The organism is Streptomyces sp. NPDC030165 (assembly GCF_055573595.1).
In genome coordinates, this window is record NZ_JBVIBD010000001.1 from 439,005 (window position 1) to 456,417 (window position 17,413).

Genomic DNA, 17,413 nt, shown 5'->3' on the forward strand with positions numbered 1-17,413 from the left:
CGGAAGGGTCGTAACGGGAACAGCCGTGCGGGCGATGACGGAGAGCATGACCACTCGATCAGCAGCGGCCTGGTCGGCCCTCGTCCTCACCCTGACCACCCTGTCGGCGGCGGGCCCCGCCCTCGCCGCCCCCGGCCCGGCGACCGCCGCCACTCCCGCGGCCGTCCGCGCTCCCGTGACCGCCGCCGCGCCCGCCACCGCAACCACTCCGACCGGCCCGGACGTGGCCGTCTCCCAAGCGGGCAATTACCCCACCACACCCAACAGTTACGGCACCTTCTCCGTCAGCTGGTCCTCGGTCGGTACGGCCGACACCACCGGGATCACCCGCCTGACCGTCGATCTGCCGCCCGGCCTGAGGACCGGTGGCGCGCTGATGTACTCGACGCCGTACGACTACACCTTCGAGCAGACCGTGTCGCCGGACGGGCGGCATCTGGAGGCGACCTTCCGCGGGACCCGCGTGCCCGGCCGCGGCGACTTCATGAAGGTGCAGGTGTCCTCGGGCCCGGAGCGGCCGTCCGGGGTGATCAGGGCGACCGTCGCCAACCGTGACGACGTCGATCCCGCCGACAACGTGAGTACGTACACGGTCAACGGCCCGCAGCAGCCCGCCGAGGCGCCGGTCCGCCCGGTGGTGACCGGAATCGGCACGACCACCGGCCCGGGCACCGGCGGCACCGCCGTCACCGTCACCGGGACCGGCCTGAGCAGCGGGTTCGTGCTCTTCGGGAACGACGTGGCGAAGGACGTCCGCTGCACGGCCACACGGTGCACCGCGACCACGCCCGGTGGTTCCGGCAGCGTCCCCGTCACCGTCGTCACCCCGGGCGGAGCCGCGGCAGCCCCGACCGGCTTCGCCTACACGGGTCCGCCGCCCACGCCGCCCGCCGCCCCGGTGGTGACCGGCCTGAACGTGCGCGGCGGCCCGTCGCAGGGCGGGACTTCGGTGTACGTCCTCGGGAAGAACCTGGCAGGCGGCACGGTCGCGTTCGGGGACGCGCCGGCCGCGCACGTCTCCTGCGGGGACTCCTTCTGCGGCAGCACCTCGCCCGCCGGATCGGGGACCGTGCACGTCACCGTGACGACGGCGGGCGGCACCAGCGCCACTGTGGACGCGGACCGGTTCACGTACACGGACCCAGACGCGGACACGCACGCGCACGCGGCAGCACGTCACCAGGGGCAGGGCACCGTCGCGACGCACCGCCGCGGCGCCCCACCCGTCGCCGCAGCACCATTGCACTGATCGGTGGCTGCTGGTTAGCTCTTGAGGGCTCCCGGCCGTACGGTCCGGGGGCCCGGGGGCGGGCGCAAACGGTTCTGCGAAACCTTGGACCGGTTCTTCGAGGGGGTGGCCGGTGACGCGCGACGCGACCGGCGGGGACACGAGCTCGACGGACTTACGGGACGACGGCGTCGCACGGCGCCCTGCCGGACCGACCCGGCGCCGTCTCCTGCACACCGGCGCCGCGCTGGCGGCCGGCGTCGCGGGCGCGCCGCTCCTCGGCGCCTGCCGGTCCTCGGCGGCCGGCAGTGTGGGCGCCGACGGCAGGGTCCTCGTCGAACTGTGGCACGGTCAGGCCGACACCGGCCGCAAGGCCGTCCAGTCGCTCGTCGACGACTTCAACCGCAGGCAGTCGCGCATCCGAGTCGACGCCGGGGGCGGCGGGGTGGTGGCCGACGCGATGCTCCAGAAGGTGACGGCGGCGCTGGCCGCGGGCTCGTACCCGGACATCGCGTACATCTTCGGGGCCGACCTGGCCAGGGTGGCCCGCAGCCCGCGCGTCGTCGACCTCACCGACGCGCTGCGCGGCACCGCGTACTGGCCGCGGTTGTGGGGCTCGGTCCGCGACGCGGTCGAACTCAACGGCCAGGTACGGGCCGCGCCCGCCGTACTGGACTCCCTGTGCGTCGTCTACAACAGGAAGCTGTTCCGGCGGGCCGGGATCCCGTACCCGAAGGCGGGCTGGACGTGGGACGACTTCATCCGTACGGCGCGCCTGCTGACCGACCGGCGCCGCGGCACGTTCGGTACAAGCTGGCCGGGCACCGGTGACGAGGACACCGTGTGGCGGCTGTGGCCGCTGGTGTGGGACCTCGGCGGCGAGGTCATCGCCCCGGACGGGCACAGCATCGGCTTCAAGGACGTCGGGGAGCAGGCGCTGGGCACCCTGGCACGGCTCGCCGCCGACAAGAGCGTCTACGTCGACCCCAAGCCGGGCAGCGAGCAGATGCACCAGGTCTTCATCGGCGGCCGGATGGGCATGATGGCCACCGGCCCGTGGGAGCTGCCGGACATCATCGAGGGCAAGGTCGACTACGACGTGGTGGCGCCGCCGACCTACAGCGGACGGCCCTGCACGATCTCCGGCCCCGACACCTGGACCGTCTTCGACAACGGCCCGGAGCGTTCGCGGGCGGCGGTCGAGTTCCTGCGCTGGCTGGGCGATCCGGCACAGGACGTGCGGTGGGCGCTGGGCGGCGGCAGCCTGCCGCTGAGCAAGGCGTCGGCCGCGCGCCCGGAGTGGCGGCGGCACTCGGCGCGGACCGCCGGGCTGCCGGTGTTCACCACCGCGCTGGACACCGCGCGGGTCCGGCCCGTCCACCCGGCGTACCCGCAGATCTCGCAGGCCGTCGGTGAGGCGATCGTGGCCGTACTGCTGGGGCGCAGCTCCCCCGCCGAGGCGCTGCGCACCTGTGCCGAAAAAGCCGACGCGGCCCTGCTGATCCCGCGATGAGACCGGACGACGCCCACGAGGCGGCCGGACACGGCCGGACGGGAGAGGGTGCGATGCCGTCAGATTTCCACGGGGGCCGGCGGACGGCACGAGGCCGTACGGAGCCGCGCCGTACGGAGCCGCAACGTATGGAGCCGAGCCGTACGCGACCCGGGCACTCGGCGCCCCGCCGCACCACCCCCCGCGCCTTCACCCTCGACCCGCGCCGCGACGCCACCGGCCGACGGGCCACGACAACGAACCGGCCCCCCGGCGCCCCCGCACCCCGCCGTCCCCGTACCCTCGCCGGCCGCGCCCGCCGGGAGAACGCCACCGCCTGGGCGTTCATCAGCCCGTCCGTCCTGATCATCCTCGGACTGAGCATCGTCCCCGTCGTCTGGTCGCTGCTGCTCTCCTTCCGGGCCGACGACCTGGTCACGCCGGGACGCTGGGTGGGCCTGGACAACTACCGGGCGCTGGTGCGGGATCCGGGCTTCCGTACGGCGGTGGAGAACACCCTCGGCTACGCGGGTCTGTACGTGCCGCTCAGCCTGGCCGGCGGGCTGGCCCTCGCGCTGGCGCTCAACCGCCGCATCCGGCTGATCGGCCTGTACCGGACGCTGGTCTTCATCCCGTTCGTGATCTCGGCCGCCGCGCAGGGCGTGCTGTTCTTCTTCATCCTCGACCCGCAGTTCGGGGTGGCCAACTCCCTCCTGCACCACCTGGGAGTGTCCCCGCAGGGCTTCCTCTCCGACCCCGGACAGGCGCTTTACCTGCTGGTGCTCATCTCCCTGTGGAGCGGGATCGGCTTCTGTGTCGTCGTCTACCTGGCCGCGCTCCAGGACGTACCGCCGGAGCTGATCGAGTCGGCGCGGCTGGACGGCGCGGGCCGGCTGCGGGTGCTGTGGCACATCAAGCTGCCCTCGCTGACGCCGGTGACCGTCTTCCTGCTGCTGTGGCAACTGATCACCGCGCTCCAGGTGTTCGACCTGATCTACGTCACCACGAAGGGCGGCCCCCTCGGGTCGACCACCGTCATCGTCTACTTCGTATGGGAGCAGGCGTTCCAGATGTTCACCGCCGGGTACGGGGCTGCCGCCGCGTACGTCCTCGCGGTCGCTCTGCTCGTCGTGGGCACCGCCCTGCACCTGTACCGGCGGCGCCGGCCGGGCGCCGCGCCGGACGGAGCGGTCCGTTGACCGCGCCCGCGGCCGTGCCGCCCGGACCCGCCGGCCCGTCCGGTGCCGCACGCCCGCGCGGGAGCGCCGCGCCTCGGCGCCCGGCCCGGCGCCGCCTGCCCTTCAGCGCCTGGCACCTGCTGCTCGCGCCCCTGTCGCTGGGCTTCGCGCTGCCGCTGGTGTGGCTGGTGCTCAGTTCGGTGATGACCAACGCGGAGATCAACCGCTTCCCGCCGTCGCTGTGGCCGTCCGGCATCGACCTCGGCGGGTACGACTACGTGCTGGGCAACGCGATGTTCCCGCGGTGGTTCGCCAACTCCTCGATCGTCGCGGTCACGGCGGTGCTCTCCAACCTGGTGCTCGGCTCGCTGGGCGGCTACGCCTTCGCGCGGATGCGGTTCGCCGGGTCGCGGGTGCTGCTGGGGCTGATGCTGGCGACCATGGTCATCCCGTTCCAGCTGACCATGATCCCGACGTTCCTGGTGATGAAGAACCTGGGGCTGATCGACACGCTGGGGGCGCTGATCGTGCCGTCCCTGGTCACGCCGTTCGCAGTCTTCCTCTTCCGGCAGTTCTTCCTGGCGCTGCCGCGGGAGCTGGAGGAGGCGGCCTGGATCGACGGGTGCTCGCGGCTGCGGGTGCTGTACTCCGTCGTCCTGCCGCTGGCCCGCCCGGCGCTGGCCACCGTCGCCGTACTGACCTTCCTGACCACCTGGAACGATCTGACCTGGCCGCTCATCGCGATCAACCACGACACCCAGTACACGCTCCAGCTGGGGCTGACGACCTTCCAGGGCCAGCACCACAACCGGTGGTCGGCGATCATGGCGGGCAATGTGCTCACCGTGCTGCCGGTCCTGGTGGCGTTCCTCTTCGCGCAGAAGACTTTCATCCAGTCGCTGACGTCCAGCGGACTGAAGGGGTAGCCCCGCCCCAGGCTCTCCTCCCCCGCGTTCCTCCCTCTGCCGCCCCGTCCTCCCCGGAGGTGCCCGTGCCCCGCTCCTTCGACCTCCTCGTCATCGGCGACGCCAATCCCGATGTGGTGGTCGGCCCGGTCCCGCGCACTCTGGAGTTCGCGCAACGCGAGCAACTCGTCGCCTCCGGGAGCCTGCTGACGGGCGGCTCGGCCGCGATCACGGCCTGCGGCGCGGCGCGGCTGGGGCTGCGCGTGGCGTTCGCCGGGCGGGTCGGCGACGATGCCGCGGGGGCCTTCGTCCGTACGGCGCTGGCCGAGCGCGGCGTGGACGTCTCGGCCCTGGCCACCGATCCGGAGCTGCCCACCCCGCTCACCACCGTCCTCACGCACGGCGACGACCGCGCCATCCTGACCGCCTCCGGCTGCCTGGCCGCCACCGGGCCGCGGGACGTGCCGGACCGGCTGCTGGCCGACTGCCGGCACGTGCACGCCGGATCGTTCTTCCTGATGCCACGGCTGGCCCGGTCCCTGGGCGAGGTGTTCGCGCGGGCCCGCGGGCACGGCGCGGCCACCTCACTCGACACCAACGACGACCCCGCGCGGCGCTGGGACGCCGAACTCCTCGGCCCGGTCCTGAAGTCCACCGACGTACTGCTGCCGAACGCGGCAGAGGTACGGGCCCTGGCCGGGTCGCTGGCACCGGAGCCGGACCGGCCCGCGTCCGTGGACGCGGCGGACCGCGACGACGGCCCGGCCACCGCGAACCGCGACGTCAGCCCCGCCACCGCTGCCGCCGCCCTGGCCCGCCTCGGCCCGCTGGTCGTCGTCAAGGACGGCGCGGCGGGCGCGCTCGCCCACGACGGCGCCACGCTCACCCGTACCGCCGCCGTCCCCGCCGACCCGGTGGACAGTGTCGGCGCCGGTGACAGCTTCGACGCCGGTTTCGTCGCCGCGGTCCTGCACGGCATGGACCTGCCCGCGGCGCTCTCCTTCGCCGCGGCCTGCGGCGCCCTGTCCACCCGCGCCCACGGTGGTACGGCGGCCCAGCCCACCTGGGACGAGGCCCGTGCCGCCGCCCTCACGACCCGACCAGGGAGCCACGCATGACCAGCACCGCCCCGACCGGCCGCACCGGCACCGTGAAAATCGCGTTCATCGGCGCCGGCAGCGTCGTGTTCACCCAGGGCCTCCTCGCCGACCTGCTCACCTTCCCCGAGCTGCGGCGCGTCCACGTCGCCCTGCACGACATCGACCCCGAACGCCTCGCCACCGCCGAAGGCGCGGCGCGCCACATCGCCACCGCACGCGGCGCCGAGCCGGTCGTCACGGCCCACCTCGACCGGCGCGCGGCGCTCGACGGCGCCGACTTCGTGATCAACACCGTCCAGGTCGGCATGAACGAGGCCACCCGTACGGACTTCGGCATCCCCGCCCGCTACGGGCTGCGCCAGACCATCGGCGACACACTCGGCATCGGCGGCATCTTCCGCGCCCTGCGCACCTTCCCGCTGCTGCGCGCCCTCGCCGACGACATCGCCGAACACTGCCCGGACGCGTGGCTGCTGAACTACACCAACCCGATGGCGATGAACGTGATGTACCTGGCACAGGCCACGCCCCTGCGCCGCGTCGTCGGACTGTGCCACTCGGTGTACTGGACCGTGCACGACCTCGCCGAGCTGCTGGGCGTCCCGTACGAGGAGATCTCGTACCTGGCCGCCGGGGTCAACCACCAGGCGTGGGTGCTGCGATTCGAACGGAACGGGCAGAACCTGTACCCGCTGCTCGACGAGGTGATCGCCAAGGACCCGCAGCTGCTGCGCCGGGTCCGCGTGGACATGTACCGCAGGCTCGGTCACTACCCGACCGAGACCAGCGAGCACTCCTCCGAGTACGTGCCCTGGTACCTCCACCACGACAGCGAGGTGGAGCGGCTGCGGCTGCCCATCGGCACGTACCTGGACATCATCGAGGAGAACACCGCGGAGTACGAGCGGACCCGGGACGCGCTCGCCGCCGGAACGCCGCTGCCGGTGGAGGGGACCATGGAGTACGCGCCGCAGATCATCCACAGCATCGTCTCCGGCACCCCGCGCACCGTCTACGGCAACGTCCCCAACCACGGCCTGGTGGACAACCTGCCCGGCACCGCGGTGGTGGAGGTGCCGTGCCTGGTGGACTCGCTGGGGGTCCAGCCCACCCGGATCGGCGCCCTGCCCCCGCAGTGCGCGGCCCTGAACCGGGCTTACGTCAGCGCCAACGAACTGGTCGTACGCGCAGCGGTGGACGGCGAGCCGCGCCACATCAGGCACGCGGCGATGGCGGACCCGGCCACCGCCGCCGCGCTGCCCGTCGAGCGCATCTGGGACCTGTGCGACGACCTCGTACGCGCCCACGCCGACCTGCTCCAGCCGGAGCTGCGGGAGGTGCTGGGGCACTGAGCCGAGGCAGCGCGGACCGGGCCCGGCGCCGCTACTGGAGGCCGAGCGCCATCCACTTGCCGGGCTCGGCCAGCGGCTCGAAGCCCACCCGCGCGTACACGTCGTGGGCGTCGCCCGTCGCCAGCAGGATACGGCGCAGGCCGTACGGCGCCAGGTGGTCGCGGACGCGGGCGACGAGGGCGGTGCCGAGGCCCTTGCCACGGGCGGCGGGGGCGATGTAGACGTCGCAGAGCCAGGCGAAGGTGGTGCGGTCGGTGACGACGCGGGCGTAGCCGACCTGCCGTCCCCGGCCGGATCCGGCGCCGTCCGCCTCGTACAGGCCGAAGTTGAGCGAGCCCGCCACCGCCCGGTCCTGGCGCTCACGGGAGCGCCCGAGGGCCCAGTAGGCGTCGGTGGAGAGCCAGTGGTGGATCAGGGCCAGATCCAGCCGGTCCGGATCGGTGGAGACCTCGTAGCCGGCCGGGATGCCGTCGGGCACGGCCGCGGGGGCGCCCTCGGCGGGGGCGTCGGGTGTGCTGTGGTTCATGGACGGAGACTCGCAGAGCGGCCGCGCGCGGTCGAACGGATTAAGGGCGCTTCCGATGGGTCTCAGTGGCCTCACGACGCCCGGCACGCACCCTGGCCGTCGGCCCGGCCACCTGCCGGCACCTCCTCGTACGCCGCGCGCAACCGCCGCGCGCCCTCGGCCAGTTCGGCCGTTCCGGCGGCCGAGGCGAAGGTCAGGCGCAGGTGCGGGGCCGGGGGCTCGGCGGCGAAGTACGGGCGGCCCGGGGCCACCGCGACGCCCGCGCGCAGTGCCGCGCCGGCGAGCGCCGCCTCGTCCGTACCGTCGGGCAGACGCAGCCAGAAGTGGTAGCCGCCAGGTGGCACGATCCGCACGCCGGGGCCGGGCCCGGCCGGTTCCGTACCGCCGAAGTGCAGCCGCAGCGCCGCGGCGAGCGCCTCCCGCCGCACCGCCAACTGCCCTGATATGACGCGCAGGTGGCGGCTCCACGCCGGGGAGCCCACCAGCTCCAGGGCCGCTTCCTGGAGGGGCCTGGGGACGAAGAAGCTGTCCACGACCTGGATGGCGCGCAGCCGGTCGAGCACCGGTCCGTGCGCGGCGAGCGCGCCCACGCGCAGGCTGGGCGAGGTGGCCTTGGTCAGCGAGCAGACGTGGACGACCGTGCCGTCAGGGTCGTCGGCGATCAGTGTGGGCGGCAGCGGGGGCGCGTCCTCGTGGACGAGGCGGCGCGCGAAGTCATCCTCGACCACGAAGGCGCCGGCCGCGCGGGCGATCCGCAGCACCTCGGCCCGGCGTCCGGCGGCCAGCACGGCCCCGGTCGGGTTCTGGAAGAGCGGCTGGCACACGAAGAGCCGGGCCCCGCTGGCGCGGAAGGCCTCGGCCAGCAGATCGGTCCGTACACCGTCCGCGTCCATCGGTACGGGTACGGGGCGCAGCCCGGACGCGCGGGCGGCGGCCAGCATGCCCGGGTATGTCGGCGACTCGACCAGCACCGGCGCGCCGGGCGGGGCCAGCGCCCGCAGCGCCGCGGTCAGCGCGCTCTGCCCGCCCGCCGTCACCAGCACGTCCGAGCCCGCGAGCGCTCCGGCGGGGCCGCCGATCTCGCGCGCGAACCAGGCGCGCAGTTCGGCCACGCCTTCCATGGGCGGCCGGCCCCAGGCTCCGGGCCGGCGTCCGGCCCGGGCGAGCGCGGCGGCCAGCGCGCGCTCCGGCTGCAGGCCCGGGTGCAGGTAACCGCCGTTCAGCTCGATGACGCCGGCGGCGGGTGCGGCCAGGGTGGCCAGCACACCGGAGGCGTCCACGCCGCGTGGCGCGTGGTCGTCAGCCGCCTCCGCGCTCAGCGCGATCTCCTGCCAGGAGGTGTCCACCGGGCGGGCCTGCGGCCGGGCCTCGGCGCGGAAGGCACCGGCGCCGGGCCGGGTGGTCACCAGGCCCTCGGTCGCCAGCTCGGCCAGGGCTCGGGAGACCGTCACCGGACTCACCCGGTGCCGCTCCACCAGGGCGCGGCTCGACGGCAGCTTCTCACCCGGAGAGTAGCGGTTGAGGCCGTCACGGAGGATCGCGGCCAGTTCAGCGACGCTGCTACGCTCATGCATGAGAGATCACGATAGCGCTACTCCGGGCACGACGATAGCGGTCAACGCACCGGGCGCCGCCCGCACCGCCGAAGCCGACCACCCGTCCGCCGAGGCCGCCGGCCCGGCCACCGAAGCCCGCCCGACCGCCGTCACGCACGTGCCCGCCCCCGGCACAGCCACCCCGGCCCGCGGCACCCTCCTCGCCGTCCTCGGCGTCGCCTCCTTCTCCCTCACCTTCCCCGCCACCGCCTGGGCCCTGGAAGGCATGGGCGCCTGGACGGTGGTGACCCTGCGCAGCGTGCTCGCCGCCGCCATCGCCGGCTGCTGCCTGGCCGTCTTCCGCGTCCGGCTGCCGCAACGCCGCCACTGGGCGGGCCTGGCCGTCGTGGCGGCCGGTGTCGTCCTCGGATTCCCGCTGCTGACCACCCTCGCGCTGGAGACCTCCACCACCTCCCACGCCGCGGTCGTGGTCGGCCTGCTGCCGCTGACCACCGCCGCGTTCTCGGCCGTACGGACCGGCGCGCGGCCGTCCCGTACCTTCTGGGCCGCGGCGCTGGCCGGGGCGGTCGTCGTCATCGGCTTCGCCGTCCAGCAGAGCGGCGGCGCGCTGAGCACCGGGGACCTCTGTCTCTTCGCCGCACTCCTGGTGTGCGCGGCGGGCTACACCGAGGGCGGCCGGCTCGCCCGCCACCTGCCCGGCTGGCAGGTGATCGGCTGGGCCCTGCTGCTGGCCCTGCCGGTCACCGTGCCCGGCGCGGCCCTGGCGCTGCTCGCCGAACCGCCGCACCTGACGGGGCACGCGGTGGCGGGCCTGTTGTGGCTGGCCCTCGGCTCGCAGTTCCTCGGCCTGGTGGTCTGGTACCGCGGCATGGCGGTCATCGGCGTGTCCAAGGCCAGTCAGCTGCAGCTCGCCCAGCCGCTGCTGACGCTGGTGTGGTCCGTACTGCTGCTCGGCGAACAGCTGCCGCTGGCCGCCCCGGTCGCCGCCGTCGCCGTACTCGTCTGCATCGCGGTCACCCAGCGCTCGGCCACCTGACGGGCAGGTGGCCGAGGACCGGCCAGGTCCCCCGTACGGTGGCGCGTTCCGCGGGTGCATCGGCGGGGCCCGGCCGTAGACTTGCCGCCACGGAACAGTCACCCTCCGACCGACTGACGAGGAGGCCGTAGCCGATGAGAGCCAGTGTGGGAGACCGGCTGCTGGTGCACGGCAGGATCGTGGGGCAGCAGGACCGGACCGCCGAGATCATCGAAGTCCTGGGGGCGGACGGCACCCCGCCGTACCGCGTACGTTTCGCGGACGGCCGCGAGACGCTGATGTCCCCGGGCCCGGACACCGTCGTACGGCACTTCCCGACGGCCGACGCCCAGGAGTAGGGGCGCGGCCGCCGCTCACGCGGGGCGCGGGGGCCGGACCGGCCCGTGGTAATGGTCGGCGACGACCCGCGCCATCGCGCCGGTGCGGTCCTCGGCCACCTCCTTCGCGGAGAAGAAGATGTGGCCGCGCACCTCCGGGTAGCGGCGGGCCAGGGTCAGGTGGCGGGAGAGTTCGGCGGGGTCCTGCCAGGCGGGCGGCTGGCCGGGCGCACCCGCCTTGTACAGGGCCTCGCCGATGCACAGCTGGACGCGGGTGCCGGTGACCGTCTCCGACCACCAGGGCAGGAGCTTGGCGTAGTCCGCCGCGGGAAAGCCGATGTTCCAGTACACCTGCGGCACGATGTAGTCGATCCATTCCTCGCGCACCCACTTGCGGGTGTCGGCGTAGAGGTCGTCGTACGTCTGCACGCCCGCGCGGGTGTCGGAGCCGGACGGGTCGGTGGCCTGGTTGCGCCATATGGCGAAGGGGCTGATACCGAACCGTACGGGGCGGTGGTGCGTACGGCGCGGCCGGTGCCGGCGGCCCCCGCCGCGGCCGGGCCACCGGCCGCCGCCCGGCGACCGCGCGTCCCGCACCCGCTCCCCCGTCTCACGCACCAGCAGGTCGATGTTGTCGCGCCGCCAGTCCGCGCGGGTCGCGAAGTCCCCGCCGTACTCCTCGTACGCGGCGTCGTCGTCGAAGGTCTGGCCCGCCACCGGGTAAGGGTAGAAGTAATCGTCGAAGTGGACGCCGTCGATGTCGTAGCGCTCCACCGCGTCGAGGATCGCGTCCTGCACGAAGGCGCGGACCTCGGGCAGGCCCGGGTTGTAGTACAGCTTGCCGCCGTACGGCACGGCCCAGTCCGGGTGCAGCCGCGCCGGGTGGGTGGGCACCAGCCGCGTCGGGTCGGTGTGGTTGGCGATGCGGTACGGGTTGAACCACGCGTGCAGTTCCAGGCCGCGACGGTGGGCCTCGCGCACGGCGAGGCCGAGCGGGTCCCAGCCGGGGTCCCGGCCCTGGACACCGGTCAGGTACTCCGACCAGGGCTCGTACGGGGACGGCCACAGCGCGTCGGCCGTCGGCCGCACCTGGAAGACCACCGTGTTCAGGCGGCGCGCCACCGCAGCGTCCAGGTAGGCGCGCAGTTCGGCCTGCTGCGAGGCGGCCGGCAGCCCCGGTCCGGACGGCCAGTCCCGGTTGGCGACGGTGGCCAGCCACATGCCGCGGAACTCCGGCCGGCCGCCGTCCGCACCGCGGCCGCGGGCCGCCGCGCTCCCCGGCGCCGGTGCCGCGGCGGCCGCCGTGAGGGCCGCGACCGCGAAGGCTCTGCGTGTGATCCGTCTCATGCCGCGCCCCCAAAGTGTCCGGAACGTCCGTCTCAGGACACCAGAATGCCCGCCCCTGCCCCCGCTGCACAGCATCCCGCGGAGTAACGTCGGGGCCGAGGCGGACGCCGGGGTCCCTGCCACCGGCACGGACGGCCCCGCGCGTCCCGCCGGACCCCGAGATCAGCGAAAGGCACGATGTGACCGACATCGAACGCGTCGGAGTGGTGGGCTGCGGCCAGATGGGCGCCGGTATCGCCGAGGTGTGCGCCCGCTCCGGCCTGGACGTGATGGTCGCTGAGACCACCGGCGAGGCGCTGGAGCTGGGCCGCACGCGGCTGACCAACTCGCTCGGCAAGGCAGCCGAGCGCGGCAAGATCACCGTCGCGGAACGCGACGCGACGCTCGGCCGGCTCAGCTTCACCACCGACCTCGGCGAGTTCGCCGACCGCGACCTCGTCATCGAGGCGGTCGTGGAGAACGAGCAGGTCAAGACGGAGATCTTCCAGGTCCTCGACCAGGTGGTGACCCGCCCGGACGCGATCTTGGCCTCCAACACCTCCTCCATCCCGCTGGTGAAGCTGGCGGTCGCCACCTCCCGTCCCGACCAGGTCATCGGCATCCACTTCTTCAACCCGGCGCCGGTGCAGAAGCTGGTCGAGCTGATCCCCGCGCTGACCACCGGCGAGGAGACGATCAAGCGGGCCGAGGCGCTGGTGCAGAACGTGCTGGGCAAGCACGCGATCCGCGCCCAGGACCGCTCCGGCTTCGTCGTCAACGCGCTGCTGATCCCGTACCTGCTCTCGGCGATCCGGATGTTCGAGTCCGGCATCGCCAGCCGCGAGGACATCGACAACGGCATGGAGATGGGCTGCGCCCACCCGATGGGCCCGCTCAAGCTCTCCGACCTGATCGGCCTGGACACCGTCGCCTCGGTCGCCGCCTCGATGTACGAGGAGTACAAGGAGCCGCTGTACGCCGCTCCTCCGCTCCTCGCGCGCATGGTGGACGCCGGCCGCCTCGGCCGCAAGACGGGCTCCGGCTTCTACTCGTACTGAGCCACCACCGCCACCACGGCGTGCGGGCCGCCTCCCCGTCGGAGGCGGCCCGCACGCCGTTTCTCCGCCGACGCCCCCTCACCGCCGCTGCCCGCGCTCGGCCTCGTCCCCGTCACCAGCCGGACCACGCCCAGGATCACCGCCCCCGCGGCCCAGACAGCGATGCCGAGGCCCGCACCGAGGGCCGTTCCCACGTCGTCGGCGTAGGGCGGAGCCGACCCCGCAGACGGAGTGATGGGCCGTACGGACCGGCCTACCGGCCCTGCCGAGCCCTCGGCCCTGCACCGGAGTAAGGGCGGACCCGGTCCCCCGGCCCCGCCCTTTTCCGCGTCGTCGGTGCGATGCCCGCGACCGTGTGTGCCGCCCGCCGTCCTTCCGGCCCCCTGAGTGGCGTCCCCCGTTGTGGTCCGCCCGCCGCTCGGGGGAAAGACGGCGGGCGGACAACCGGCCGATGGGCGCCCGTCCACCGGCAGCGGCCCCCGTTAGAATCCAGCGTCGGGCTTCCGGGCCATGGTCGGGAGCGTGTGAACGCGGCCGCTTGTGGTGCGCGGTTCGCACCCCGTGTGAACCGCGCACTCCCTCCGGGCCCGTCACGGCGGGTGACTTCACACGGGGTGTGCGCGGCAGACCCGCATATTCCTTCCGCACACGCTCCCGCCGTACGTGCCGAGGCAGTTGACTGGTGCGCGTATGGACAACGAAGTCCCGCCCGAGAGAGGAAAGAGGAGCGGACCGTGACCGCCCACCCCGAACCCGATCTGGTTGCCACCGATACGGCGGAGTTGAGACGCTGCCTGGATGTGCGGACCGCACGTGTCGACGGCCAGTTGGCGCTGCTCGCGCAGCGCTCCGAACAGAATGAACGTGACGCGGGCGACCTGCAGGCCCGCGTCACGCGGTTGGAGCACGGCCGCTGGCCGCTGCCCTCCATCGCCGCACTCACGGGGCTCGCGGCGCTGGCGATCGCCGTATGGCAGGCGATGGGGCGCTGAGGCCGGCGGGTCCGCGGCGCACCGTGCGCGCCGCGGCCCGGGTCACCCCAGCCGGATGTGATGCAGCAGCAGCAGTGCGGCCGCCATGTTGGCGGCCGGCACCTCCCCTCTGGCGATCATGTCGGGTACCAGTTTCAGGGGGACCCACTCCCGTTTGTCGGACTCGAAGTCGTCCTCGGGATGGCCCACGTACGCGCCTTGGTCGGACCAGAAGATGTGGTGCCGGGCGTCCGTGAGGCCGTTGGACGGCTCCACGGAGAGGAGGTGTTCGAGGGGGCCGGGGCGCCACCCGGTCTCCTCCTCCATCTCCCGGGCGGCCGCGGCGGCGATGTCCTCGCCGTCCTCGACCACCCCTGCGGCGAGTTCCCATCCCCAGGTGTCGGTGATGAAGCGGTGCCGCCACAGCAGCAGCACCTCGTTGGCCTCGTTGACCACTGTGGCCACGGCGACGGGCCGCAACCGGATCAGGAAGTGATCCAGGTGGCGGCCGTCGGGGAGTTCGACATCGGCGAGGTTGACCCGGAACCAGCGGTTCTCGTACACGGTCTGCTCACTGAGATTCTTCCATCGCACGTATGTGCCACCTTCCGCCGTTGAGCCGGCAAGGTGACACGGGCCGGCTTCACAGTGGAACGCGCAGCGCCTCGTCGATCAGATCGGCAGCTTCGTCGGTGGCGGAACCTCCGGTTTCGGCCAGGTGCTCGCGCACCGCCCGCAGCCGGTCCCGTAACCGCTGCGACTCCATTCCCCGCGCCTGTTCGGTCATCTGCGCGGCGTTGGCCACAGCCTGGTCCGCGTCCCCTTGGCGCAGCTCGATATGGGTGAGCATGGCCAGCCGGTGGACCCGGCCCCGGTCGTGCGCGGGGGTGTCGACGGCGGCGTCCGCGTGGGCCCGGGCGGCCCGCAGGTCCCCCAGGCTCAGCAGCGCCTCCGCCACTTGGACGTTCACCAGGCCCGGCTGGACGTAATCCGTTTCGTCGGGTTCCTGACCAGGGCGTATGCGCTCGGCCGCCGCCTCCGCCCGCCGGATGCAGGAGAGGGCGCTCGCCCCGTCACCCAGGCGTGCGTACGCCTTGGCCTGCATCGCGTAGAGATCCGCCGCGAGCGCCGGGGTGATCTGCGGCCCCGCCGCCCGCAGGGCCGCCTCCGCGAAGGCGACCGCCTGACGGTACTCCCGTACGAACAGGGACTGGTTGACCAGCAGCGCGATGACGTACGCGCCGAGCCCCCGGTCCCCGCTCGCCTTGGCCAGCCGCAGTGCCTGATGGAAATAGCGCTGGGCCAGTCCGAGGGCGTCCGAGTCGTACGCACAGATGCCCGCGACGGCCACCAGTCCGCCGGTGGCCCGGTGGAGCTGACGTCCCGTCGCATCGGTGTAGCTGCCCCGCAGCAGCGGCGCCGCCTCGGTGTTGAGGAATCCCACGACCCGCGTTCTCGTCGCGATACCACCCGCCTTCCGGTACATCTGCTCGTAGTGCGTACGCGCCGCGCGGAGCATTTCGATGTCCGCCATGGAGACCCTGGTCAGGCCGTCCCGGGACACGTCGGAGTCCTCGGGCGGGTTCTCCCACTCCCAGACGGGGATGACCGCCGAGGTACCGGTGAGGGCAGGGGCGGACAGCACGTGGGGGCGCTGCTGCTCGTCGGAGCGCCACAGCGCGGTGGCGCGTTCCACGAACCCGGAGAGCGGCGTGTCCGGGACGCGGCGCACTCCCGGCCGGCTCAGTCCGATGTCGTCGAGCCCCACGGCCCGGTGCAGCCGCTCGCTGAGGACTTCGCAGATCAGGTCGGGTACCTGGCCCCGTGGCCGCTGGCCCTTCAGCCACCGGGCCACGGCTGTGTGTTCGTAGCGCAGCGCGAGTCCGCGCTGCCGGCCGAGCTGGTTGACGTGGAGCGCCAGCCCGGCGTGCGAGATGCCTGCCTCGTCGAGAATCGCGTCGAGCAGGCTGTTGGGCTCCATGGTGCCCTCCTGACGGGACCGCCCCGCTCTCCGGCCGGACGGCCCTCGTAGACTTGTCGACTCAACAACCCCTTGAGATCAGCGTAATGAAGCGCGCTGCACACGGGGTGTGAACCGGCCGCGCCCTCCTTCACTCCGCCCGGACACGCCCGCGCGCCAGGGCCGCCGCGTCCGCCTGGGCGGGTACCCGCAGGCGGTCGTTGCACAGCACCAGCAGCGCCACGTCGTCGGACAGCTGTCCGCCGGAGTGCCGCAGCAGCGCGGCCCGTACCTCGTCCACCAGCGCGGCGGCCCGGCAGTCCCGGACCGACCGGATGCCGTCGTCCAGCGCCCGCGGCAGCGGGAAGAACGTGCCGCCGGCATCCCGGGCGTCCGTCACCCCGTCCGTGTGCAGGAAGATCGCCTGGCCGGGCAGCAGCGGCGGGCGGTCCGTCACCGGCAGCTCGGCGGGGAGCGGGAAGAGGCCGAGCGGCGGCATCGGTTCACCGGGCGCGTCCGGCAGCGCGCCGCCGCGGCTGAGCCGGTACGGCCAGGGGTGCCCGCAGTTGAGGGTCCGTACGGCGCCGTCCCGGGCGATCTCCACCAGCAGCAGCGTCACGAACTCCTCGGACAGCGGGTTCTCCGGCTCTTCGGCACCCGCCGACGGGTGCTCGGCGCGGGCCCGCTCCCGCAGGTGCCGCTGAAGGGCACGCTCCAGGCGCCGCAGTACACCGCCCAGGTCCGGCTCGTCGTGGACCGCCTCACGGAAGCTGCCGAGCACCGCGGCGACCGTGCCCATGGCGCCGAGGCCGTGTCCGCGCACGTCACCGATGACGGCCCGGACGCCGTGCCGCGTCGCCACGACGTCGTACAGGTCGCCGCCGACCGTCGCCGCCTCGCCCGCCGCGAGGTGGTCGGCGGCGACCACGATGCCGTCCACCCGCGCGGGCAGCGGACGCAGCAGTACCCGCTGCGCGGCGGTCGCCACCTCCTTCGTACGCTCCAGCTCCCGCAGCAGGCGCAGGCGGCGCCCCGCGGTCAGGTAGCTGGCGGCGACGACCACGAGGACGGCGCAGCAGGTGCCGATTCGGGCGAGGGTGTGCGCGCCGGGGGACTCACCGAACGGGAGCAGTGCGAGCAGGGCGCACAGACCGCCGAGTACGACGCACTGCCGCCGGCCGGTGCCTGCGCAGGCTATGGCGGGGGCGGCGGCGAGGAGTTGGAGGAACTGGCCCTCGGCGGGGGTGCACAGTTCCCAGACGAGCACGCCGAGCACCCACAGGCCGGGCAGTACGAGGACGAAGGCCCGCCGGGCCCGCGCGGCCCGCGGCAGGCACGCTCCGCCCCGCCGCGCCCAGGTTCGGATCATGCCGATGCTCCCCCAGCAACCATCGAGGCGGTCGGCCCT

The 17,413-nt window shown here is 73.6% G+C and carries 16 protein-coding genes; 10 read left to right on the forward strand and 6 right to left on the reverse strand.

Annotation, left to right across the window (positions count from 1 at the left end):
- Positions 1-46 precede the first annotated feature (46 nt).
- The 6 genes from ACZ4Z1_RS02025 (at position 47) to melA (ending at position 7,255) form a co-directional block, all read left to right on the forward strand.
- The gene (locus tag ACZ4Z1_RS02025; RefSeq protein ID WP_468484628.1) at positions 47-1,249 is read left to right on the forward strand and encodes an IPT/TIG domain-containing protein; all 1,203 of its coding nucleotides are present in this window, start codon (positions 47-49) and stop codon (positions 1,247-1,249) included.
- 208 nt (positions 1,250-1,457) lie between these two features.
- The gene (locus ACZ4Z1_RS02030; RefSeq protein ID WP_468484854.1) at positions 1,458-2,741 is read left to right on the forward strand and encodes an extracellular solute-binding protein; all 1,284 of its coding nucleotides are present in this window, start codon (positions 1,458-1,460) and stop codon (positions 2,739-2,741) included.
- A 128-nt stretch (positions 2,742-2,869) separates the two neighbouring features.
- The gene (locus ACZ4Z1_RS02035) at positions 2,870-3,919 is read left to right on the forward strand and encodes a carbohydrate ABC transporter permease (RefSeq protein ID WP_468484629.1); all 1,050 of its coding nucleotides are present in this window, start codon (positions 2,870-2,872) and stop codon (positions 3,917-3,919) included.
- A gap of 14 nt (positions 3,920-3,933) precedes the next feature.
- Entirely contained in the window at positions 3,934-4,824 is an 891-nt protein-coding gene (locus tag ACZ4Z1_RS02040; protein ID WP_468484855.1) for a carbohydrate ABC transporter permease, read from the forward strand.
- A gap of 65 nt (positions 4,825-4,889) precedes the next feature.
- Complete coding sequence (locus tag ACZ4Z1_RS02045; protein ID WP_468484630.1) at positions 4,890-5,921, forward strand: carbohydrate kinase family protein; 1,032 nt, start codon at positions 4,890-4,892, stop codon at positions 5,919-5,921.
- Positions 5,918-7,255, forward strand: coding sequence for an alpha-galactosidase (gene melA / locus ACZ4Z1_RS02050; protein WP_468484631.1), 1,338 nt, complete (start codon positions 5,918-5,920; stop codon positions 7,253-7,255). Before ACZ4Z1_RS02045 ends, melA begins: the two co-directional genes overlap by 4 nt.
- 31 nt (positions 7,256-7,286) lie before the next feature.
- On the opposite strand, the gene ACZ4Z1_RS02055 is transcribed toward melA, so the two are convergent.
- Both ACZ4Z1_RS02055 and ACZ4Z1_RS02060 read right to left on the reverse strand, forming a co-directional pair.
- Entirely contained in the window at positions 7,287-7,781 is a 495-nt protein-coding gene (locus ACZ4Z1_RS02055) for a GNAT family N-acetyltransferase (protein WP_468484632.1), read from the reverse strand.
- A gap of 71 nt (positions 7,782-7,852) precedes the next feature.
- Entirely contained in the window at positions 7,853-9,355 is a 1,503-nt protein-coding gene (locus ACZ4Z1_RS02060) for an aminotransferase-like domain-containing protein (RefSeq protein ID WP_468484633.1), read from the reverse strand.
- On the opposite strand from ACZ4Z1_RS02060, the gene ACZ4Z1_RS02065 reads away from it, so the two are divergent.
- The gene (locus ACZ4Z1_RS02065) at positions 9,354-10,373 is read left to right on the forward strand and encodes a DMT family transporter (protein WP_468484634.1); all 1,020 of its coding nucleotides are present in this window, start codon (positions 9,354-9,356) and stop codon (positions 10,371-10,373) included. The genes ACZ4Z1_RS02060 and ACZ4Z1_RS02065 overlap by 2 nt on opposite strands.
- A 134-nt stretch (positions 10,374-10,507) precedes the next feature.
- Entirely contained in the window at positions 10,508-10,711 is a 204-nt protein-coding gene (locus ACZ4Z1_RS02070) for a DUF1918 domain-containing protein (protein ID WP_468484635.1), read from the forward strand.
- A 15-nt stretch (positions 10,712-10,726) separates the two neighbouring features.
- On the opposite strand, the gene ACZ4Z1_RS02075 is transcribed toward ACZ4Z1_RS02070, so the two are convergent.
- Positions 10,727-12,037, reverse strand: a complete 1,311-nt coding sequence (locus tag ACZ4Z1_RS02075) for a glycoside hydrolase family 10-like protein (RefSeq protein ID WP_468484636.1) — start codon at positions 12,035-12,037, stop codon at positions 10,727-10,729.
- Between the two features lie 179 nt (positions 12,038-12,216).
- Between ACZ4Z1_RS02075 and ACZ4Z1_RS02080 the strand changes: the two genes are divergently transcribed.
- Together ACZ4Z1_RS02080 and ACZ4Z1_RS02085 are read left to right on the forward strand one after the other, a co-directional pair.
- Positions 12,217-13,074 (forward strand): 3-hydroxybutyryl-CoA dehydrogenase, encoded by an 858-nt coding sequence (locus tag ACZ4Z1_RS02080; RefSeq protein ID WP_468484637.1) that lies wholly within the window; start codon positions 12,217-12,219, stop codon positions 13,072-13,074.
- A gap of 734 nt (positions 13,075-13,808) precedes the next feature.
- Positions 13,809-14,066 (forward strand): hypothetical protein, encoded by a 258-nt coding sequence (locus ACZ4Z1_RS02085; RefSeq protein ID WP_365841949.1) that lies wholly within the window; start codon positions 13,809-13,811, stop codon positions 14,064-14,066.
- 42 nt (positions 14,067-14,108) lie between these two features.
- Here ACZ4Z1_RS02085 and ACZ4Z1_RS02090 read toward each other — a convergent pair whose 3' ends face one another.
- The 3 genes from ACZ4Z1_RS02090 to ACZ4Z1_RS02100 all read right to left on the reverse strand — a co-directional run bounded on the left by ACZ4Z1_RS02090 (position 14,109) and on the right by ACZ4Z1_RS02100 (position 17,374).
- A complete protein-coding gene (locus ACZ4Z1_RS02090; protein WP_030017683.1) occupies positions 14,109-14,639 on the reverse strand; it encodes an NUDIX domain-containing protein in 531 nt (176 codons plus the stop codon).
- Positions 14,640-14,688: 49 nt separating this feature from the next.
- A complete protein-coding gene (locus ACZ4Z1_RS02095) occupies positions 14,689-16,026 on the reverse strand; it encodes a transcriptional regulator (protein ID WP_468484638.1) in 1,338 nt (445 codons plus the stop codon).
- Positions 16,027-16,156: 130 nt separating this feature from the next.
- On the reverse strand, positions 16,157-17,374 hold the full coding sequence (locus ACZ4Z1_RS02100; protein ID WP_468484639.1) for a PP2C family protein-serine/threonine phosphatase: 1,218 nt from the start codon (positions 17,372-17,374) through the stop codon (positions 16,157-16,159).
- Between the last annotated feature and the right edge of the window lie 39 nt (positions 17,375-17,413).